Origin of the sequence: Burkholderia anthina (genome assembly GCF_001547525.1) — a bacterium.
Lineage (GTDB): Bacteria > Pseudomonadota > Gammaproteobacteria > Burkholderiales > Burkholderiaceae > Burkholderia > Burkholderia semiarida.
On the sequence record NZ_LNJP01000003.1, the window covers coordinates 730,742 to 751,086 of the forward strand.

A 20,345-nucleotide genomic window follows, 5' to 3' on the forward strand; every position below is an offset into this window, starting at 1 on the left:
AACGCGTATCGCGACGATCCTGCAGGCGCGTCAGAGTTTTTTCGACACCGTGGCCGTCGCAGTGGCTGCAGGCCTCGTCATCGTCGTGGAAGCAGCGGCATTGGCCGGCGCCGACGCCGGCGTGCGCGCCAGATCCCGACCGATCATGTCCGCGACCGACTTCTCGCACGACTTGATCCCTTCCACCGACTTGTCGAAATTCTTCTCGAGATCGCTGAAGCTGCCGTACGTGTACGCGAAATCGCTGTCGATGTGGACGCTGCTCGCCTTGACGTCGTAGCCGCACGCGAACGTCTTGTAATAGAGGTCCTGCTTCGTCTTCGCGTCGAGAATGCGCGCGCGGATGACGACCCACGGGATGTAGTCGAGCTGCTGAGGCGGCGAGATATAGCCGAACGACGTGAACCACACGTTCATGATCGCATCCGCGTCGGTCTGGATCGCCGAGTAGTCGTCCGACTTGCCGTCATCGGCAAGCTTCACCTTCTGCCCGTCCAGCTTCACGACCTGATAGCCGTTGCCGGTGAGGCGGCCCGCCACGCCGTCCGCGATGTCCGGTGCGAAGAGGATCTTGCCGGCGGCCACGTGGTCCGTGTAGGTGCTCGTATGGCTTGCGTTGACGGCGCCTTGCGCGAGCGCGCCGATCAACCCGAACCCGGCCGCCGCGCCGCCGGAATTGACGACCGCGACACGCTTCGGCTCGATGACGTCGAGCATCGCGATCGAATGCAGCTTCTGACGCGCCTCGGGCGTCATGTCCGTGTTCGGCACCGTGGTGCAGCCGGACAGCAGCGTCACGAGCAGGCCGCAACCGACCAGGGTGGCTTTGGATGAGTTCTTCATTGGATCAGTGGCTTTCGTTGTTGACGGAACGTGTTCATCGGGCCGCCGCACGCGGCGCGTCGACGCGCCGTGTGCGGTGCGACCGTGCGTTTATTGTTTGATCACCTGACCGTACGCGATGAAGCTGTAATCAGCCGCGCGCAGCACGTAGAGGATCGAGCGCTTGAAACCGTTGGTTCCCGTGATCGGCACGAACATGATCGCGGCATTGCCCGACAGCGGAACGCCGGCCGGCAGCTTGCAGCCCGTCGATGCGGAGGCCGTCACCGTCATGTCGTACATGTTCTGGCTCGAGCCGGGCGTGGAAAGCAGCAACGTACCGCTCAGGTTGCAACCGCTCAGCGTGCCGGTCAGCGTACCGCCCGATGCAATCGCGAACGATGCGTTGGTCGTCGCCCACGTGCCCACCACGCTGTCCTGCGTGACGGCAAGTGCGTTCGCGGCGTTGTAGGTCCACGTGAAATTCGAGGCCGTACCGTTGCGGGTGATCGTGCCGGACAACGTCTGCTTCGGGCTGTATGCGCCCGAGCCCGAATCGATCTTCGTGACGATGCCGCTCGTTCCCGCGAAGTTGATACCCGGTGCAAGCGACCACGTCGAACCGTTGACGGTCAGATTCGTGAAATCGTCGGACATCACGAACGATCCGAGCAGATTGAGCGTGCTCAGGTTGTTGTGCGGGTCGACCAGGGCGATGGTCGAGTAGCCGAGGTTGCCGGATGCCGACCAGATCCCGACCGGGCCGGTTGCCGTTGCGGCCGTCGAACCGTCTTGCGGGGTCGTCAGGCTGGGCAGTGCCTCGCCGACCGTCACCGGCTGCGACGATGCGACGGGGGCGCTTGCGGGGGGTGCCGCGAGCGGCGTGGACGCGACGGACGGTGCGCTGGCTGAGTTGTTGGCGCCGCCGGTGTTGGCGGGCGTGCCGCTGCTTGCGTTCGACGAGCCGTCGCCGCCGCCGCAACCAGCGACGACGAATACCGAGATCGCGGCTGCGGTCAGCAGACAAAGGGAATGCTTGTTCAATTCAATCCTCGATTTTTTGGTGCGTTTTTTTTAGTGGTCTAGATTCGAATCGCGTTACTTTTACGGTGGGTTGTGGGGGCCTCCTCGAGCGATGTTGGATGCTTGGTGTGATGTGTAGGGGAAGAGCAATGCGGGATTCGTCGGTTGCCGGATATTCGGCACGACGGATACGAGTGTGGAGGTGTGGTCGTGCGGGAAGGCGCACGCAGCGGTGAGAACCGCATGCAGCGGCAGACATACCGCGGCAAGGCAAAGGCACAGCGCGCGCCAGCCCCCGGTGCCTGCGCGCCCCATCGAATCGGTACATCCCATGTTCTGGTCATGCGCACGGCCTCGCCGGCCGGGCGCCCCCTCGGTTATCTGGTCGTGTGGTTTGGTTCTACGGCTCTGGTAGTACTTTTTTGAGATACCGAGGAAGGGTAACGGCGGTGGTGGGGATTTCTTTAGGGGGTTTTATCGAGGGAATTTTCTAAGGGATTTGTTCCGGGGTTCCGTAAGGCCCTTTGCTCGGCCGTTGGCTCGAGCGATGAAGTCAAACCCACGTTTGAATTCAATCTGTCGATCGGGAAAATGCTTCAGTCGCTACGCAGCGGCACAAGAACATCCCAGGCTGCGGGAATAGCGTTTTGCAAGTACAAGCGCCAGTATGATCGACGGCGTTCGGCGCCGCCCTTGGCTTCCCAGATCGTACTGCCCGACACCGCGAGCGCTGCGTAATAGCCAGCATCCCAATCGTCCGGAGGCACGCTCTGTTCGGTTTCGCCGACCACATCGAAGTTCGTGTCGTACAAAATCGTATTGATCGCAGAGAAAACGGCCATGCCCGCATAAACGGAGACAAAGGCCGATTCGCCATGTTCGAGCAGATCGATAACCTTCGTGTGGTACTCGCCGTTGGCTATTTCGAGGGTCGGCAGATCGCATTGACCCGATAACGCGTCGATGCCGCTCGCCAGAATCGTTTCGGCTGCCGTCAACACGCTCGCATACGGACTCAGCCGGCCAAGCACCTCTCTTGCACAGATCACCGCCAATCTCGCGCGGCGCAAATACCCCGCATCGGCGTGCTCGGCCGCCGACAGGGCCTCGATCAACTGAAGAAGGTCCTTTCGGACGGTAGCCGGGAGTTCACCCTCTGTCGTAATCGAGGTCGCAGCTGTCGATAATGCGTTCGACAAACGTTGTGGAATGCGCATCGCTTATGCTGATTCTCCGTAATGTCCGATGGACATGATGATTCGAGCATCGTGGCGGCGCGATGAGCGATCTATTCGATCGCTATCGCCTCGCTGGCATACCGGATTCATGACGATCATCGCGTCATTGCAGACATCTGGCTGCGGTGCGCGATCAACGAAAATCGGCAAATGCATCCCAACGAGGGGCATGCCTCGAAGTCGCGGCGAGGGTTTTCTAGTGGCCCGGCACCGGCACGCGGCGACGACGAATCGAGCAATTCAACAACAGTGCCATCGCGCGCGCCGACGAAATCAAGCACGAATCCGGCACATGGCCGGGCTCGTGTCATTTACCACCAACGATCAAACTGCATGAACTGGTCTTTAACATGTGCCAAGGCATCTTCGTCGATTGGTGCTCGAAAGGCGGCTGTGGCAATTGCCCCCGTTACGTCCGCTTTCTTCATTTCCCACGAAATCTCCGGCTTTTCAGAAACCTCTCCAAGCCGCAAAGTAAAGTGGCCACCCATATCTACAAGTTCAGCCTCCCCGCCCCCGATATCAGAGACAAACGTGTCCCAAACAGAGCAATCAAACCACGCGCTTCCTCGATATTCCAGTCTGTGCCCAAACTGCTGCACGTCGATCACCACCTGCATTCGCATCGACGGTACATGTTCGTCTGCCTCAACAACATCGAGGTGCAAACGGAACGGCTTTTCGATCTTGATTTCCATGTTCCGATATTACTTTCCGGTGTGTAAAGCGTGGATCAGAGCAGGAAGCTGCCCAGGCTGCTGCGGCGGTGAAAATTTCAGTTCCCAGCCGCCAACATTAATCACCTGATTGTAGGGCACGCCACCTTGAGTCGCAGCATTCACTGCGCTCTGCAGGCTTGACAACTGTTGCTGGGCGGTCTCAAGAATCAAGTGCAACGTTTAGCCAATCCGGCGGCAGCCAATTCCATCGCCATAGCCTCTTCAGGGGTTTTCCAGTTGAGGGTTTGGCGAGGGCGGCCGTTCATCAGTTTGGCAATGTCGTTCAATTGCATCTGGGTGACGCCTGACAGGTCGGCCCCTTGGGCAGAAACTGGCGCAGCAGGCCGTTGGTATTTTCGTTGCTGCCCCGTTGCCAAGGGGCGTAGGGATCTGCGAACCAGATGTCCAGATTCAGTCGTTCAGCCAACTCGACATGGCAAGTCATTTCCGATCCACGATCGTGCGTCAGGCTCTCACGCAGAAAGGCCGGGAGCTTCTTCATCTGGCGCGTGAACCCCTCCAGTGCGTCCTGGGCCGTACAGCCATTCATGCGACACAGCACGACGAACCGCGTCTTGCGCTCGACCAAGGTACCGACGCAGGAGCGATTGAAGGCGCCTTTGATGAGATCGCCTTCCCAATGACCGGGCCATTGGCGCGTTTCGATTGCCTCGGGTCGATGGATGATGCGCAGTTCTTCAAGCAGCCTTGCAATCGCCCTGACGCTCGTGTTTCTGGCCTTCTCGATCATGATCGCCGCGCGCTCTTCGGCGCTCAGATGCTGGTATTTCGTCATTGCAACACCCTACCTCATCAACGGTGTTGCACTCGAAACGAGAGTCTAAGCAGTCTTAAGTTACGCTGATCTTTATGCAGCAGCTACTGTCCGCGCAAGCGGAGGCGGACGGCAGATTGCAACCACCCCCCTTAAGGATGGAGATCTGCAAAGTCAATTTCCCGCTCGGAAATTGCGACCCAATCGCTCCTCAGAAAATCACAACTTTCCTGCCGTCTATCTTTGATATCCGATCGTCACAAAAACCTCCCCAGTTTCATCATCACAGATAACCCGCGCTGGCACCGACACATCACCAAAATCTCTCTGCAATTTCACATTCCAGCCATCGACGATCAATTTCGCGAGCTCGGCAGCCTGGTCGGTATCAATATCATCAAACATCCCCGTTATCTCAAGCAGATTTATCCAGAACTGAATCTCATGAACAGCCTTCCCTTTACTCAACAAATCCTCGTACTCTTCATCACTGAACAATTCAGAAACGAATACCCCACCGCCAACAACCCTAAAATCCGGGAAGAATAATTTTGCAAAATGAAAGACGAAGTCGTACACCAGCCCATGAGCTTTATAGACAGTATGCACGTAGTCAAGCCCAGAAACACTACCCGGCGGATTGGCGGCAACAAATGAAGCAAAATCGAATGACTTGTCGTTATACATTACTTTCCTCCTGGAAATTCATCTGATCGGGGCTCACGCACCTTGGGCTTTCCTATGAACTGGCTCCCATCTGGAGCATAGTTGATTCCAGTTTCCTTGACATTTGGGCGTGCAATATTTCCATGGTCTTGACCGGAGCCGCGATACTGCTTCCAAGTTCCATCACCATTATATGTCGTGTATTGCCCATCAAATCCGGGGCGCTCAATGATCGAGTGCGGGAGCCCTTCTGCGTCAGGCAAAGGGCTTGGTGGCTTATTGCGAGACTTGCCTCCCTTACCCCCGAGCTCCGGTGTCGTCGTCGCAACGTCCGTGGTATTCGCCACCGCATTCGGTGCGGCCCCATTGGAACCGACCGGATGATTCGCCCCCCCGTCCCAGGTTCCGCGGGGCCCGGAGTATGATTCGTCCCCAACCGTGACCAGTCGCGTCCCCGCGCCATCAGCCGTGCCCGTCAGAATGCCTGAGGCATCGCCAGCCACGGTTCCGCGAATAAGCCCGCCAAGCCCGCCAATTGCGCTGCCCAACACAACGCCGCCCGTCAACGCCCCAATAGCTGTCGGATTACCCTTCAGGGCGGCGCTGAGCAGATCCAACGTATTCGTGCCCCCCTGAACAAACGTACCGACAATCCCATTCTGAGCGGCCGACTGATATAACGCGCTCATCGGTGCCGAACCCGGCAGGCCGGAATAAAACAGGTTGTCGTATGCGAGCAAGGCCCCTTGTTTGACAGTGTCCTTCACTGACGACACAGCGGCCGATCCCGCCTCCTTTGCCCAGTTCACCGTCTCCTGCGGACTCTGCGATGCAACCGACGCCGCAGCGCGACCACTCAGAGCCGTCATCGCAACAGGCAGCGAAAACCCGTATTGAGACGCTTGACCAGCGAAGGCTACGGCGGCATTTACGAATTTCTGTAGCTTGTCATGAAGCGAATTGTTGAACGCCTCGTTGACTGCCCATGTCGCGCCGGCCTGTGCATCAGCTCCAGCAAGACCACTCGTGAGGCCTCCAGCAAGCGCAGCAACTCCCCCGATGACAGCATTAGTCGTGCCATTGTTGAAACTCGTAACTTGCGTCGACGTTCCGTCACCGTTGTCCGTTACCGTGACAGTCTGTTTTCCGTCATACAGGCTGTCTCGAACATACGGCGTCGCAATTGCGCTGACAGCGCCACCAATCGCCCCTCCCGCGCATCCATTTCCTCCCGCAGCTGAAAGCGCACACCCCAGCGTCGCATGAGCCAGTACGTACCCCGGGCTGCCCTCTGCCAGTACCGAAGTCTTGTCCGTCGAAGCAACGCCGATTGCACCCGCACCAATCACGCCGAGATCGCTGATCAGGCTGTTCGTAAGCGCACTGCCGAAGCTGCCTCCGGATACGGCCGTATTGATTGCGGCCGACACGACGCCGCGCTCAACAATCTTCTCCAACACCTGGCCGAGTTGCCCCATCGAGACCGCTCCACCGGTTCCGATTGTTCGACCGAGATCCTGCAAACCCTGAAGATTGGCAAGACCCGTCCCAGCCATGACACCGGCAGTCAATGCGCCGAGGGCGCCCGCCTGCAGGATCTTTCCGAAATTCAGCCCGTTCCCGGAGAATGCTTGACTGGTAATGCTTCCAACCATGCCGCCAAGTGCGCCGATCATTACCGAACCAACCGACAGCTGCGTCATCACAACGCCCGCGGCGGCGGCGGCGCCCGCCGTCACGATCGACGCTGCAATCGCGATGGCCGCGATGGCAAACGTCGGCAGCCCGCCGCCCTCCTGCACGAAGTCCGAATGCAGGTGATCACTGACTGACGTCTGCGTAAAGTTCACGCCGAGTTGCTGCTGCAGGTTTGCGAGTGCCTGCTGCGTACCAACCTGATCGACCGTGCCGTCTGCATTCAACTTCTGCAGCGCCCCACCGATCTGATTGAGCGCCTGAACATTCAACTCCATGTTCGCCGCGCTCATGAACCCGCCCGGCTGCACCACCGTCCCGGTCGTGTTCAGATACCCGCCATCGACCTTCTGCCAGATCTCGCCGACGTTGACCTGATTCGCCTGGTTCGTCAGCGTGTGCGTGTCGACGCTCAGCGTCTCCGACGCGGAGATGCTCCCCGTATTGAGGATGCTGCCGTTACCGTCCTGATTGAACTTCAGCGTGACGTCGTGTCCGGAGATGTTGCCGCCCGCCGACATCGCCTGCGTGTCCTGCGGCAAATACACCTGCGGCATCAGCGCGGTAATCGTCGGGCACGTCACCGCTCCCGTCGCGTGACACGTCGGGTCCGGCACCGTCTGCTCGACGTACCAAAGCATCGGCCTGCTCAGCCCAAAAATGAAGTTTGCTCAGCACCGCGACGAGCAACTCCTCGAACACACCAAGCGGGATGGCGTCGTCATGCTCCCTGGCCCACGATACATATCGATCCAAACCCGCGCCGGTCATCCACGCCTGTATGAATCTGGCCGATATTCGTGCGCCGTCCGCTCCGCGCGTCCCTATGGCACTTTCGTCCGGTCCAATATCGCGCATGCCAGCCCAGAAAAGTTGCGCTCCGACGATAGACCGTCATGCCATCGCTGGCCCCCTTCCCACTCAACACCGTGTACGGTACACCGTCGGCCTCCGCAAGCGGACCGGTTACGGCCCACTCTGGCACCACTCTTTGTGGCAGTGCAATTGGCGTACCGTCATTGATTCCACGGTATATATCCAGATTGCTCGCTACGATCACCGGACGAGTTGCCTCCGTGTTTGGGGCAACAACGTTCCTGTTCTGGTGCAGTACCAAGCTATCACTCTCGCAGCATGCGTTCTACAGCGTCCTTGTCGGATTCGGCAAATACAACCTCGAAGCGATGAGCTTCATCTGGACGCCAATCGAGAACTGAATCGCGCAACAAACGCAAATAGATCTTCAGCTCTGACTGCTGCAACAGCGGGAGATCAGGATGGACTAACACGATGTCGTGTTCGTCCAGCCAACTGAAGTCGCGCAAGCAGTCAAACAACGCATCCCAGTTAAATCCGAAATAAGCGGGGAATACAAGCAAGGACGCTAGCGCCTCAAGCAAGCCATTCTTCGTTCCAATGGTCGCAGGGAGCATAGCAACAAATGCGTCTTTCGGGCTGTAATAGCTCGGCTGCGCTTCGTAACGAAACGGGTTGACGATTGTCATCGCGGTCACCTTTTCACGGGAATGAATGTCTCGTAGTGGTCGGGCGTGTAATAAACTTCGCCATTTTGCCCGGTCACGATCCGCTGTGGACCGGCACCTTTCACCCCGGGCGTCGGAACAACATATTCCTTGTAGAAGCCTACTGGCTGCGACGGCAAGAGTCCCTCCTCATTTTTGAAGGTGGTGCCATCGTTACGTGACGGATACTTCACACCAGCGGCGATTCGGTCTAGCGTCGGCTGAAGATTAACGGTGCCTTGGTAGATGTTTCCGGTAGCCCGATCAGTGACCGTCACGCCAGCGATCATGGGTGCAGAGCCGGAGGTGCTGTTTGTGCCCCCTTCCGTGCTCGCCCCCGCGTAATCGCTGCCCCGACCTGCAGAGGCTCGAGAAACATCCCCCGGCGCCTTCGGCAGGCTATATCCCGCCGCACCGGCCAGGATACCCTCCACTGCAACGCCCATTTGCGCGGCCGAGTAAGCGCGCTCGTTCGACCCGCCGAAGGCATACACCATACCTGCGAATGCCCCCGCCAGTGGACTGCCCAGCATGGTGTTCAGCGTCGCAGCGCCGACCGACGAACCCGAGTTCGTTGGAATACTCGTAATCTGGGGCCCGTTGGCATACGTGAAAGGCACGCTTTCCGGCCCCGCCGCAAACTGCAGCGGATTCGCGTACGTGTAATTCAGCCCCCCCCCCAAAGGGTTCGTGAAGATCAGATTCCCACCCGCTTTGGCCGCCTGAATCTGCGCTTGGCATGCCGCGTTAGCCCCTCCCGCACACGCCTGCGCCAGATTCTGATCATTCTGGGCCGACAAGGCAGCGAGCTGGTTCTGCTGACTACAGGCCGGCCCAGAGCCCCCCTGCTGCTGACATGAGGCCGCCGCCTGTTCATACTGCTCCTGCTGCGACAACGTCATTGAGCTTGGCCGCACATGACTCAGCCAGTTGTTCTGTGTCTCGTTCTGCGCCGCCGACACCGCACCTTGAACGTTGAACCCCAATGCGCCTGCAACCGAAGCGCTCACTAGCGTTTCGATCACATTCAGCACTGGCGCGGGAATGCTGCCCGTCGCATCGATGATTGGGTTCAGGCCAGCAGACAACGCGCCCCCAAGCGCCCCCGCCGCACAGCCGGTCCCTCCCGCGGCACCGCCCGCGCAACCCAGCGCCGCGTGCGCGACCACATAACCCACCTTGAAACCGTCGCCGGTCCCAAAGAAGCCTGTGTCGTTCAGTTCCCCAATCGCGCCAGCACCCACGGCGGCCAGATCGCTGACGACGCTGCCTTTCAGGACCTCCCCGAAGCTGCCGCCGTATACCGCCGTGTTGACCGTAGCCGATATGAGGCCGCGGCCAACCATCCCAACCGCCGCTTGAGTGATCTGATCAAGCGTGGCCGTACCAGCGACGAGGCTATCCCCCAAGGACGACAGCGAAGCCGCGTTAAGCCCGAGCCCCAGCGTCAACCCCTGCGTCAAATCAGCGACCACGCCGGCCTTAAGAACCTCCCCGAGGCTGAACCCTTGATCGCTGAACGCCTGATTCATCGCGGACGCCACCATGGCACCCACGACAGGCATCCCCATCGCGGACAGCGCCACCGCCGCCGCCATCGAGAAAAGCTGATCCGGGCCAAATCCGCCCTGCTTCACGAACTCCGAATGCAGATGGTCGCTCAGCGTCTGCTGCGCGAAGTCCCCGCCGAGCTGCTGTTGCAGCGACGCGAGCATGGCCTGTGTCGCCGCCGCGTCCACCGTGCCATCCGCGTTGAGCTTCTGCAGCGCTCCACCGATCTGATTGAGCGCCTGAACATTCAACTCCATGTTCGCCGCGCTCATGAACCCGCCCGGCTGCACCACCGTCCCCGTCGTCTTCAGATACCCGCCATCGACCTTCTGCCAGATCTCGCCGACGTTGACCTGATTCGCCTGGTTCGTCAGCGTGTGCGTGTCGACGCTCAGCGTCCCCGACGCGGAGATGCTCCCCGTATTGAGGATGCTGCCGTTACCGTCCTGATTGAACTTCAGCGTGACGTCGTGTCCGGAGATGTTGCCGCCCGCCGACATCGCCTGCGTGTCCTGCGGCAAATACACCTGCGGCATCAGCGCCGTAATCGTCGGGCACGACGCCGTGCCCGTCGCATGACACGACGGGTCCGGCACCGTCTGCTCGACGTACCACAGCATCGGCTTGTCGAGCGTGTTGATCTGCTCCTGCGTCAGCGCCGCGCCCAGTTGCAGGTCGTGCGCCTTCGAGTAATCGACCGCGTTCTGGTACAGGTACATCTTTTCCTGCGCCGTCACCGACAGGTTTTTCTCGTTGTCGTACGTCAACCCGTCGACGAAGCTCGACTTGCCGGTCTGCTTCAGCGCCGCCTGCTGCAACAGCAGATCCTCTTCCTGCGGGTTGTAATAGAACAGCGTCGACGACGGCTGCAGCGCCGACGGCAGATTGTTCAGCAAGTCCTGCGGCCCGAGCGAGCCGAGCACGGAACCGCCGAGCGACGCGTCGACGTACGACGCAGCGCCCGCGACCGGTGTCGGTAGCTTGCCGGTGCCGACTGCACGAGGCACGGACAGGTTCAGCCCCGGCAAGTCCACCGGGCTCAGCGAAATGACTTGCGACGGCGCATTGACACGCGGCGTGTAGGTGTTCGCCGTCGTGATCCCGTTGATGAGCTTCTGGCCCGTCAACGACACATACGTGCCGATCACGTTGCCGACGTTCTGGATCTGTCCGTTCGACGAGATCGACAGGTTCGGCGCCTGGATGGTCGCCGCGATGTTACCGACCGGCGTCGGCGGATCGATGGTGCCGCCCGTGCTCGTGTATGCGCTTCCGTATAACGCCTTGCACTGCTCCGGCGTGCCGCACGCCCAGATGTCGTGACGCTTGTCGCTGCTGAACATGCCCGTTTCCTGCACCCAGTGCGAGTGCCAGTAAGCGTTCAGCACCTGCGCCTCGTTCACGACGGGGCCTGCGACGGCGATCGTCGCGTTGTTGCCGGCCGCGATCAGGCTGCCGATGTTCGTCAGGCTGCCCGCGTTGATCTGCAGGTTGTTGCCCGCGCTGATCACCGACGAGCTGCCCGACTGCTGGTCGACATAACCCTCGCAGTAGCTTTCCTTGTAGCCGCCGGCTGTCATGCAGCCCGAGTATTGCTCGTGCTTGCCGTAGTTCTCGTGTACCGGCACGGGCGGCGGCAGATTGTTGGTGATCGCGCCCGATACGTTGAGCTTGATGTCGTTGCCCGCAACGATGTTGCCGGACGTGTTGTTCAGGCTCTGTGCGGGCGTGGTCGAGTTCGCGGTCGTGCCGACACCGCCGATGACGATGTCGTGGCCCGCGAGCAGGTTGCCGTACGTATTGTTGATCTGGCCGGCCGCGATCACGAGATCGTGGCCGGCATAGATCGTCGCATCGTTCTGGCTGTAGCCGAACGTCGTCGTGGTCGGGTTGTTGCCGCGCGGTTGGCCTGCGTTGCCGCAGGCGGAGTTCGGCACGCCGGAGGCGCAGCCGACCTGGCTCGAATAGTTCTGCTGGTTGCCCCCCTGGTTGGTCAGGGTACCCGATGTAATCGCGACATTGTTGCCTGCGTAAAGCAGGCCCGAGTTGACGAGATTTCCGCCGCCCACTGACAGGTCATTTCCGGCCGCAATCATGCCGGTCGGTGTAGACGAGCTCAGGGTCCCAGTGGACGTTGGGGCAATACTGTTGACCGCAATTTTAAAAGTCGTTACCGGCAAACCATCCGACGGGCTGCCCGACCCCTTCACGAATACCGGGCCAAAAGTGCTGTACATCCCGCCGAGCCATGCACTCTGCGATCCCGTTTTCGCCAGTGTGTCATTGAGCTGCGTCAGGAACGCCGTGTACTGTGCTTGATCGACTTGCCGAACCGTTTGATTGACGAGTGTAGGCGCTACTGCACTGTTGTCCAGCCATTGGACATTCAGCCGTATATCGCCCTGCGCCGCAATCTGACCGCCTCGGTTCGAGAGAGACGATGCCGTGAGCGAAATCGAATTTCCTGCGGAAATGACGCCCGAAGTACCAGCCTGCTGGCTTGTGACCGTTTCGTGAACAGTCGGCAGCGTGAAGGTCTGCGTAGTGGAAGAAGGCGCCGTCGCGCCCGTTTCGATCGCCCATCTGGGAGCAGCGCTATCAATGGCGTTCCCTGTTCCCAGGTATGCGTTGTACTGGCCAAACGTGATAGCGCCAGAACCAGCCGCAGGCTGTGTACCCACGATAAAGCACCGGTCCAAACCGGCACACTGCCGATTGGCAGAGTCCGTCGACAACCCGGATGGCGAAAGAAGATCTCCCAGGGTCGCGCTGACGGTATGCGGGCTGGGCACATAATATCCACCGCTATCGCCCGGCGCCGGAACACGCTGCAACTGCCACTCGGTCTTCGTCCCTACCGCCCCCGACCATAGCAACTCGGGATCGACAACGTCCCGCGTCGTCGTAGTAGCGACACCCGGGGCCGTCTGATCGTTCACGACCGATGCCGCTGAAATATCGACATTCCGCTGCGCAAAGATCGATCCACCCGTGTTCTGCAGCGTCCCACCCAAGCGAAACACCGCATCGCCCTTCGACTGCGTCGTCGCGCCCTGGTTGTCGTAGTTGCCACCATTGACGTTGAGAACGTTCCCTGCCTCAACCGTCCCGCGGTTCGTCGTATCGCCATTCAGCGTCAACGCATTATCCGCATGCATCACCGCCCCGGCCGCATTATTCAGCGTGCCGTTGAACGTCACATCCGACCCGGTAACCTGCCCGTGATTCTCGAAGCTGCCGCCGGCCGTCAGCGTCAACGGCGACGTCCCGGTGATCGTGCCGTCGTTCGTGATCCCGTTCAGCCCCGTCAGCGAAACGCTCTGCCCGCCGTAATTCCACGTGCCGCCGACACTCACGTACCCGGCCGTGATGGACAGATTGCCGCCCTGGCTGATCGTCCCCTGCGACGGATCGAACGCCATGTTGACCGCGCTGATCCCCATGTTCCGTTGCGCGAGCAACTGTCCGCCCGCGTTGTAGAACGCGCCATTGCCGCCATTGATCGTCAGCGACACGTCGCCGGTCGCACCGGTCGCGGCCTTCGGGTTGCCGGCAAAAACGATCCCGTTCTGGTTGTTCAGCGTACCGGTATTGACGTTGAGCGCGTTCACCGCCATCAGCGAGCCGCCCACGTTCGTCAGCGCGCCCCCGACGGTGACGTTCGTCGTCGTCCCGTTCACCAGCCCGGCGTTCGCGAAGCTCGATGCATTGATCGTCGTCGTGCCGATCGACGCGAGCGACGCACCGGCCGCGTTCGTCAGGCTCGGCGCCGACACGTTGAGCGATCCGGCCAGCACGTTCGCGGCGTTGTACAGCCCGTTCTGCGAAGCCAGCGTCGCGTTGCCGACGACGTTCACCGCCTTGCCGCCCGCCAGCGTGAGCTGGTTCGACGCCTGCGCGGTGAGCGCGCCGCCGACCGTCGCATTGCCGAGCGTCACGTTCGAGCCGTTCACCTGCAGGTTCTGCGATGCGACGAGCGATGCATTGCCGGCATCGACCGTTCCCTGCGCGGAAACGGTCACGTTCTTCGATCCGACGGCCGAACCGCTCAGCGTGACGTTGCCGCCCGACACACCCAGTTGCCCGGCCACGATGCTGTTGCCGGTCAACGCGACGGTTTGCCCCGCATGCAGCGTCGCGTCGCCGTTCGCCGACACGCCCGCGACCGACACGTTGCCGCCGATGCCGTTGATGTCGACGGTCCCCATCGAACCCACGCCGCCCGCGAGCGACACGTTGTTCGCGGCCTGTACCACGACATTGCCGCCCGACTGCAACAACCCGCCGAACGACACGCTGCCGCCTGTCGACTTTGCCGACACATCGCCGACCGCGGTGGTCGCGCCGAGCGACATGTCGCCGCCGGATACCGCCGTCAACTTGCCGGCGCCCTGAATCGCGCCGAGCGTGATGCTGTTTCCGGCATGGGCGGCGATGTCCTTGCCGTACGTCAGTGCCGCACCGCCGCCGAGCGCACCGCCCGCGTCGATGCTCGCGGCCCCGAGACCGAACAGCGCGCCGCCGAGCGTCATCGCGCCGCCCGACGTCAACGCCGTATCGCCGTTCACGAGCCCGCCGGAGAGCAGCGCGAGTCCGCCGCCCGCATTGGCCCGGAGATTGCCGGTCGACACGACCGCGCCGCCGACGCCGAGATTGCCCGCCGTCGCGGTCAGCGTCGCGTCGCCGGTCGAATTGATTCCGCCCGCGACACCGAGGGTACGCCCGGCCGTCACGTTCAGCGCACCACCGCTGGATGCCGCACCGATACCCGCATCGCGCGCGGCCGCGATCGTCGTCGCGGTGCCCGACGTCACCGCGCCGTTCACCATCACGTCGCCGGCGCCGTTGCGGCCCTGCGCCTGCAATCCGATTGCGCCGCCCGCCTGAACCGAGCCGGCCGACAAGTCGTTGCCGGCGGTCATCGCGAGATCGCCGTTGGTCGCGACGTTGCCCGTTACCGCAATATTGCCGCCCGCGTTGACGTTCGCCTGGTGCGCGAACGCGATCGCGCCGGCATTCACCGAGCCGCCCGCCGTCAACGTGCCGCTTTGCTGCGCGCCAACGCCTGCGAGCGTCATGTCGCGGCCCGCGTTCAGCGCAGCATTGCCGCCCGCGACACTCTGCCCGGTCACCGCGATGTCCTGTGCCGCCACGACGTTCAGGTTGCCCTGCGTCGTCAGGCTCGTCGCGCTCGCGTTCCCGCCCGAAGCGGTTACGGCGAGATCGCCGGCCGAATTGACCGCCGAAAGCGCGACACTGCGCGCCGCATTGATCGTCGTCGTGCCGCCGGTGTTGATTGCGCCCGCAACGGAAGCGTCCCGTGCGGCTTGCAACTGCATCGCGCCGAACGCGGTGGCCGCCCCGCCGATCGTCACATCGCCGCCGCCGGCACCGCCCTTGGCCGTGACGTCGAGATTGCCGCTGACGGCCTGGATCGTGCCGAGTCCTGCATTGTTGCCGCCCGTCACGTTGATGGCCGCCGCTTGCAGCGCGCCCGTCAGCGCGACGTCGTGCGCGGCCTCGAGCGTCGTCGCCTGGGCAAATGCTGCGGAACCCGCACCGTTGATGTCGCGGCCCGCGCTCAGCGTGCCGTCGCGTTGACCCGCGAGCGCCCCCGTCAACGCGATATCACGACCAGCCTGCACGTTCGTCGACTTCGCCACCGCGATCTGGCCGCCGATCTGCGTATCGAGCCCGGACATGACGTTGAACGCGCCCGCGGTCGTGGTCGCCCCGGTGAGCACGACGCTGCCGTTCGCGGCGGTTGCCGTCAGATCGCCGTTCGACTCCACGCCGCCGCTCGCCGCCACGTTGCGTTGCGCGCTCAATGCAAGCGCTCCGCCGCTGCCGAGCGTGCCGCTGATCGACACATCCCGCGCGCCCGTCACGTTCGCCGCTCCCTGCGCGGACGCCGCCCCCGTGACGCCCGCATCGCCTTCGCCGGCCTTGCCGTTCGCGGTCAGCGTCAACGTGGTCGACGACGACGCATCGTGCAACGTCGCGTTGTTTCCGCCCGTCACCGTGATCGCGGCCGCCTGCATGCCGCCGGTCAGCGCGACGTCATGCTGCGCCGCATAGTTCGCGGTCGCGGCAAACGCCTGCTTGCCGCCGCCGTTGATGTCGCGCGCGGCCGTCACCGTGCCGTTCGCCTGTCCGACCATCGTGCCGTTCAGCGTGGCATCGCGGCCGGCCGTCAGCGTCGCGTCGCCGATCGCGCTGGTGCTCGCGCCGAGCGACAGGTCGAGGCCGGTCGCGATGGCGAGCTTGCCGCCGCTGTTGATACCGCCGGTCGCGTTGAGGCTGCCTTGCCGCGCGGCCAGCGCCGTATCGCCGACCGACTCGATCGCGCCGCTCACGGCGATGTCCCGCTGCGCGGTCACGCCAACCGTCGAACCGCTCGCCGCCTTGCCGCCGATGGCGACATCGTTCTGCGCGAACGCCGTGATCGCGCCCGCAGCGGCGACCGAACCGTCGATGCGCAGATCGCCTGCGCCCGTTGCGGTGTTCGTACCGTTCGCGCGCAGCGCGATCGTGCCGGTCGACTCGACGTTGTTCACGGCCGCATTGCCGGCCGCCGTCACGCTGACCGACTGTCCCTGGATCAGCCCGCGCTGCGCGACGTCGCGCCCGGCGTCGAGCGTGGCCTGCTGACCGAACGTCAACGTGCCCGCGCCGACGATGTCGCGCGCCGCATTGATGACGCCTTGTCCCTGCCCGGCCAGCGACCCGCTGACGTTGACGTCGCGTCCGGCCGCGAGCGTCGTGTCGCGCGACACGGTCGTCTTGCCGCCGAGGTTGATGTCACTGCCTGCCTGCGCGTCGAACGCGCCATTGCTCGCGATCGCCCCCGTCGATCCGATGCTGCCGCCGGTCGCCAGCAGCGACGTGTTGCCTGCCGACTGCAACGACCCGCCGATGTCGATATTGCGCGCCGCGGCCAGCGCCACGTCCGCGCCGCCCGTCACCGCACCGGTCACGCTCAGGTCGTTCGCCGCATCGAGCGCGAGCGTCGACGCCGCCTGCACGTCGTGCAGCGTGGCCGATCCGCCGGCCGTCGTCCGTACGTTGCCGCCGCGCAGCGAGCCGGTGAGAGTCGTATCGCCGCCGGAACCGACGTTGGCCGCGAGCCCGAACGCAACGGCGGCCGCGCCGCCTATCGCGCCGCCGGCGTTCAGCGTGCCGTTGCCCTGCGCGACGACGGAGCCGTTCATCGTCAGGTCGCGGCCCGCGTCCACGGTCAGGTTGCCGAGCGACGACGTCGATTGCGCACCCAGATCCACGGATTGCGCGGCCGTCACCGACAGATTGCCGCCCGACTGGATATTGCCGGTGCTGGTCAGCGAGCCAGCGGCATTCGTCAGCGCGACGTCGCCGTTCGACTGGACCGTGCCGCCGACCGACGTATTGCGGCCGCCACCGATGACCAGGCCGCTCGCCGTGCGCAGCGTGCCGTTGACGATCACGTCGCGCGCCGCGTCGATCGCCCCGTTCGTCAGCGAATTCACGTTGCCGCCGATCGAAACGTCGCCCGTGCGGGTCGCGAGCTGAAGCCCCGCGTTGGCCTGCACGTCGTTCAGCGCGATCGAACCGGCTGCCGTCATCGAGACGGCGCGCCCCTGGAACGCACCGGTCACGCCGATATCGCGCCCGGCGCTCAACACCGTGTCCTGCGCGAAGCCGCTGGTGCCGCCGGCGACGATGTCGCGCGCGGCCGTGAGCGTCGCGACGCCCTGCCCCGCCAACGCGCCGCCGATCGTGAGATCCCGGCCGGCCGTCGCGGTCACGTCGCCGGTTACAGTGGTCGCGCCGGTCAGCGACACATCCTGCGCGCCCTGCACCGTCAGCGCGCCCGCGCCGTTCAACGTGCCGGCCGACGCGACGCTGCCGCTGGCCGCCGTCATCGCCAGATCGCCGATGGCCTGCACGGTGCCGCTGCCGCCTACGATCACGTTGCGCTGCGCGGCAAGCGCGACCTGCGCGCCGCCCGCAAGCGCGCCGTTCACGACGACGTCGCGCGACGCGTGCACGTCGGCGGCGCCGAGCGCGGCCGCGTTGCCGTTGAATACGACGTCGCCGCCGCCGACGCTGCCGCTTGCCGTCACACCGAATGCGCCGCCCGCCTGGACCGTCGCGAGGCTCGCGCTGTTGCCTGCGTCGACCTGCAGGCCATTGGCGAGCAGCTTGCCGGTCAGCGCGACGTCGTGCGCGGCATTCAGCGCGCCGTTCTGGCCGAACGCGATCGAGCCGCTTCCCGTGATGTCGTTGCGTGCGCTCAATGCCCCGTTGCGCTGGACGATCACGACGCCGGACGTGTCGACGTTGCGCCCTGCGTCCACGCGCGCGTCGGTTCCGACCATCAGCGAGCCGCCGATCGACGCGTCGCGCGCGATATCGGCGGCGAACGTGGTTCCGCTCGCGAGCGAACCGCTGACGCTCAGGTCGCGCCCCGCCTGCACGCTGACGGCGTTCCGGGCGGTCGCCTGCGACGCGACGACGGTATCCTGTCCGGACGTCAGCACAAGATCGCCACCGCTCTTCACCGCGGCATGCGTGGCGACGTTGCCCTGCGCCGCCGTCAACGCCAGCGCGCCGGAGGTCTGCAGCGCCGCGTTGACCGTCGCGTCGCGTTGCGCGGTCGCGCGCAGCGTGCCGCTGTTCGTCTGCCCGTTCACGTTGACGTCGCGGGCCGCCTGCACGGTCGTTGTGCCGGTCACGACCGACGTGCCGTTCAGGTTCACGTCGCCCGTGCCGTCGGCGCCGCGCGCGGTAACGGACAATGCACCGCCGCCCTGCACGTCGCCGAGCGTGACGTTCGCGCCGCCCGTCATCGCGACGTCGCCGTTCGCCTGCGCATTCGCGACGCTGACGTTGCCGCCTGCCGCCACCGCCAGCTTGCCGCCGGACTGGATCGATCCGGTCGACGTCACGTCGCCGTTCGCATCGATCGCGTAACCGCCGACCCCGATGTGCGCACCGGTCATCGACACGTTGCCGGCGCTATGAACCGTCGCCTGCTGCTGCGCGGCCGAACCCGCGACCGACACGTCGCCGTTCGCCGACAGCAGCAAGTCGCCCGCATTCGCGGCGAGTTGCGCGTCGGCCCTTACGCCCATCCCCGCCGCGGTGCTGACCACCTGGATCTGCCCCGCCGTCATCGCGCCAAATGCGGTTGCGTCGATGGCGAGCGAACGGTTCGCGCCACCGTTCGCGGCATTGATCGCCGCGGCGGAGTTGTCCGAGCCGTTCGCCGCCGTGCCGTACGTGGTGCCGTACGTATCGACGGCGGCCGGTGTCACGAACTGACGCCCGGCGATCACGTTGATGCGCGTGCCGGCATAGAGCGGCGCGTTGATACCGATCGTCTCGCCGATCAGGTCGATCGTGCCCACGGTCCCCTCGATCCCCGCGCCGGGCCCGTTCACGCCGGCATTGCCTTCGATCTGCAGGTGACCGCCGGTCACGTTGTAGCCGAGCGCCTTCGCGTTCGCGAAGTCGGTCGCGGTGCCGCCGACGCCACTGAGGAACTGCGGCGCGCCGGTCGACAACGTCACGCCGATCGTGTTGGTAAAGCCGGTGCCGCGCGTCGTGATTCCGTTCGGATTCGCGATCACGACGGCCGCGGGCGCGCCGAACACTTCGAGCGGACCGTTCAGCAAGCTCGCGTAGGCATTGCCGGTCGACGTGACCTGGTTGACGATCACGCTCGCCGTGCGGCCGTTCAGGTTCGGGTTGGCCTGCACGTTGCCGCCCGTCAGCGACGTGCCCGACATCAGGCTGTTGTTCAGGATCAGCCCGACCGGATCGATGTTGAATTGCTGATACTGGTTCAGCGAAATGCCGGCCGCGTTCGGCGCGGTGATATTGACGACGGGGACGCCGCCGCCCGCGCCGGTCGACTGCGTGATGGCCGGCTGAAACGAGATCGGCGCCGTGGGGTCCGTGATCGGCGCGGCAGCCGCGAGCTGCATCGAGAATCGCACGCGCAGCGACGCGAGATCGAGCAACCGCTGCCATGCGTCGTCGTCGACACGGCGATTGCCCGCGCCGAGCACGCCGGCTGCATCGCGGCACTGCTCGACGGTGACCGTGATCGGCCCGATGAACATCGTCAGTGCGACGAGCGCGCTCGTCGCGCGCTGCCACCAGCGGTACGATCGCGCGGCCGGCTCGACCGCGAAGCATCGCGGCGCACCTGCCGCCGATCGCGCACGTGCACCGATTCGCGCCGCGCCGGCGGCGGCAAGCTGCTGCAAGGTCTTACGCTTGGACGTGTTCATCTTCTGTTGTTCGCTTCGTTCGATGGCCCCGCGACGACGCCGTCAGCCGATCCCCG

7 protein-coding genes and 3 pseudogenes are annotated in these 20,345 nt (G+C 63.6%); all 10 read right to left on the minus strand.

Annotation, left to right across the window (positions count from 1 at the left end; all coding sequences use genetic code 11):
• Positions 1–30: 30 nt before the first annotated feature.
• The 10 genes and pseudogenes from WS64_RS23530 to WS64_RS23570 all read right to left on the minus strand — a co-directional run bounded on the left by WS64_RS23530 (position 31) and on the right by WS64_RS23570 (position 20,289).
• Complete coding sequence (locus WS64_RS23530; protein ID WP_060967852.1) at positions 31–843, minus strand: hypothetical protein; 813 nt, start codon at positions 841–843, stop codon at positions 31–33.
• 90 nt (positions 844–933) lie between these two features.
• On the minus strand, positions 934–1,866 hold the full coding sequence (locus tag WS64_RS23535; RefSeq protein WP_081103908.1) for a hypothetical protein: 933 nt from the start codon (positions 1,864–1,866) through the stop codon (positions 934–936).
• 575 nt (positions 1,867–2,441) lie between these two features.
• Complete coding sequence (locus WS64_RS23540) at positions 2,442–3,062, minus strand: Imm5 family immunity protein (protein ID WP_081103909.1); 621 nt, start codon at positions 3,060–3,062, stop codon at positions 2,442–2,444.
• Between the two features lie 332 nt (positions 3,063–3,394).
• Positions 3,395–3,781: a hypothetical protein gene (locus WS64_RS23545; protein ID WP_060967854.1), complete on the minus strand. Its 387-nt coding sequence runs from the start codon at positions 3,779–3,781 to the stop codon at positions 3,395–3,397.
• 188 nt (positions 3,782–3,969) lie between these two features.
• Positions 3,970–4,505 (minus strand): annotated as a pseudogene (locus tag WS64_RS23550) (IS30 family transposase); the annotation flags it as partial.
• 39 nt (positions 4,506–4,544) lie between these two features.
• A pseudogene (locus WS64_RS35670) lies at positions 4,545–4,598 on the minus strand (hypothetical protein); the annotation flags it as partial.
• A 216-nt stretch (positions 4,599–4,814) separates the two neighbouring features.
• Positions 4,815–5,264, minus strand: coding sequence for a hypothetical protein (locus tag WS64_RS23555; RefSeq protein ID WP_060967855.1), 450 nt, complete (start codon positions 5,262–5,264; stop codon positions 4,815–4,817).
• A pseudogene (locus WS64_RS33430) lies at positions 5,264–7,600 on the minus strand (DUF637 domain-containing protein); the annotation flags it as partial. The gene WS64_RS23555 and the pseudogene WS64_RS33430, both read right to left, overlap by 1 nt.
• A gap of 459 nt (positions 7,601–8,059) precedes the next feature.
• On the minus strand, positions 8,060–8,443 hold the full coding sequence (locus WS64_RS23565; protein WP_208606866.1) for a barstar family protein: 384 nt from the start codon (positions 8,441–8,443) through the stop codon (positions 8,060–8,062).
• A 5-nt stretch (positions 8,444–8,448) separates the two neighbouring features.
• Positions 8,449–20,289, minus strand: coding sequence for a two-partner secretion domain-containing protein (locus WS64_RS23570; protein WP_081103910.1), 11,841 nt, complete (start codon positions 20,287–20,289; stop codon positions 8,449–8,451).
• Positions 20,290–20,345 lie beyond the last annotated feature (56 nt).

What these genes read in the sequence shown, in the direction of transcription:
- WS64_RS23565 (WP_208606866.1), bottom strand. Translation starts at nt 8,443, where the DNA reads ATGACAATCGTCAACCCGTTTCGTTACGAAGCGCAGCCGAGCTATTAC.
- WS64_RS23570 (WP_081103910.1), bottom strand. Translation starts at nt 20,289, where the DNA reads ATGAACACGTCCAAGCGTAAGACCTTGCAGCAGCTTGCCGCCGCCGGC.
- WS64_RS23540 (WP_081103909.1), bottom strand. Translation starts at nt 3,062, where the DNA reads ATGCGCATTCCACAACGTTTGTCGAACGCATTATCGACAGCTGCGACC.
- WS64_RS23545 (WP_060967854.1), bottom strand. Translation starts at nt 3,781, where the DNA reads ATGGAAATCAAGATCGAAAAGCCGTTCCGTTTGCACCTCGATGTTGTT.
- WS64_RS23555 (WP_060967855.1), bottom strand. Translation starts at nt 5,264, where the DNA reads ATGTATAACGACAAGTCATTCGATTTTGCTTCATTTGTTGCCGCCAAT.
- WS64_RS23530 (WP_060967852.1), bottom strand. Translation starts at nt 843, where the DNA reads ATGAAGAACTCATCCAAAGCCACCCTGGTCGGTTGCGGCCTGCTCGTG.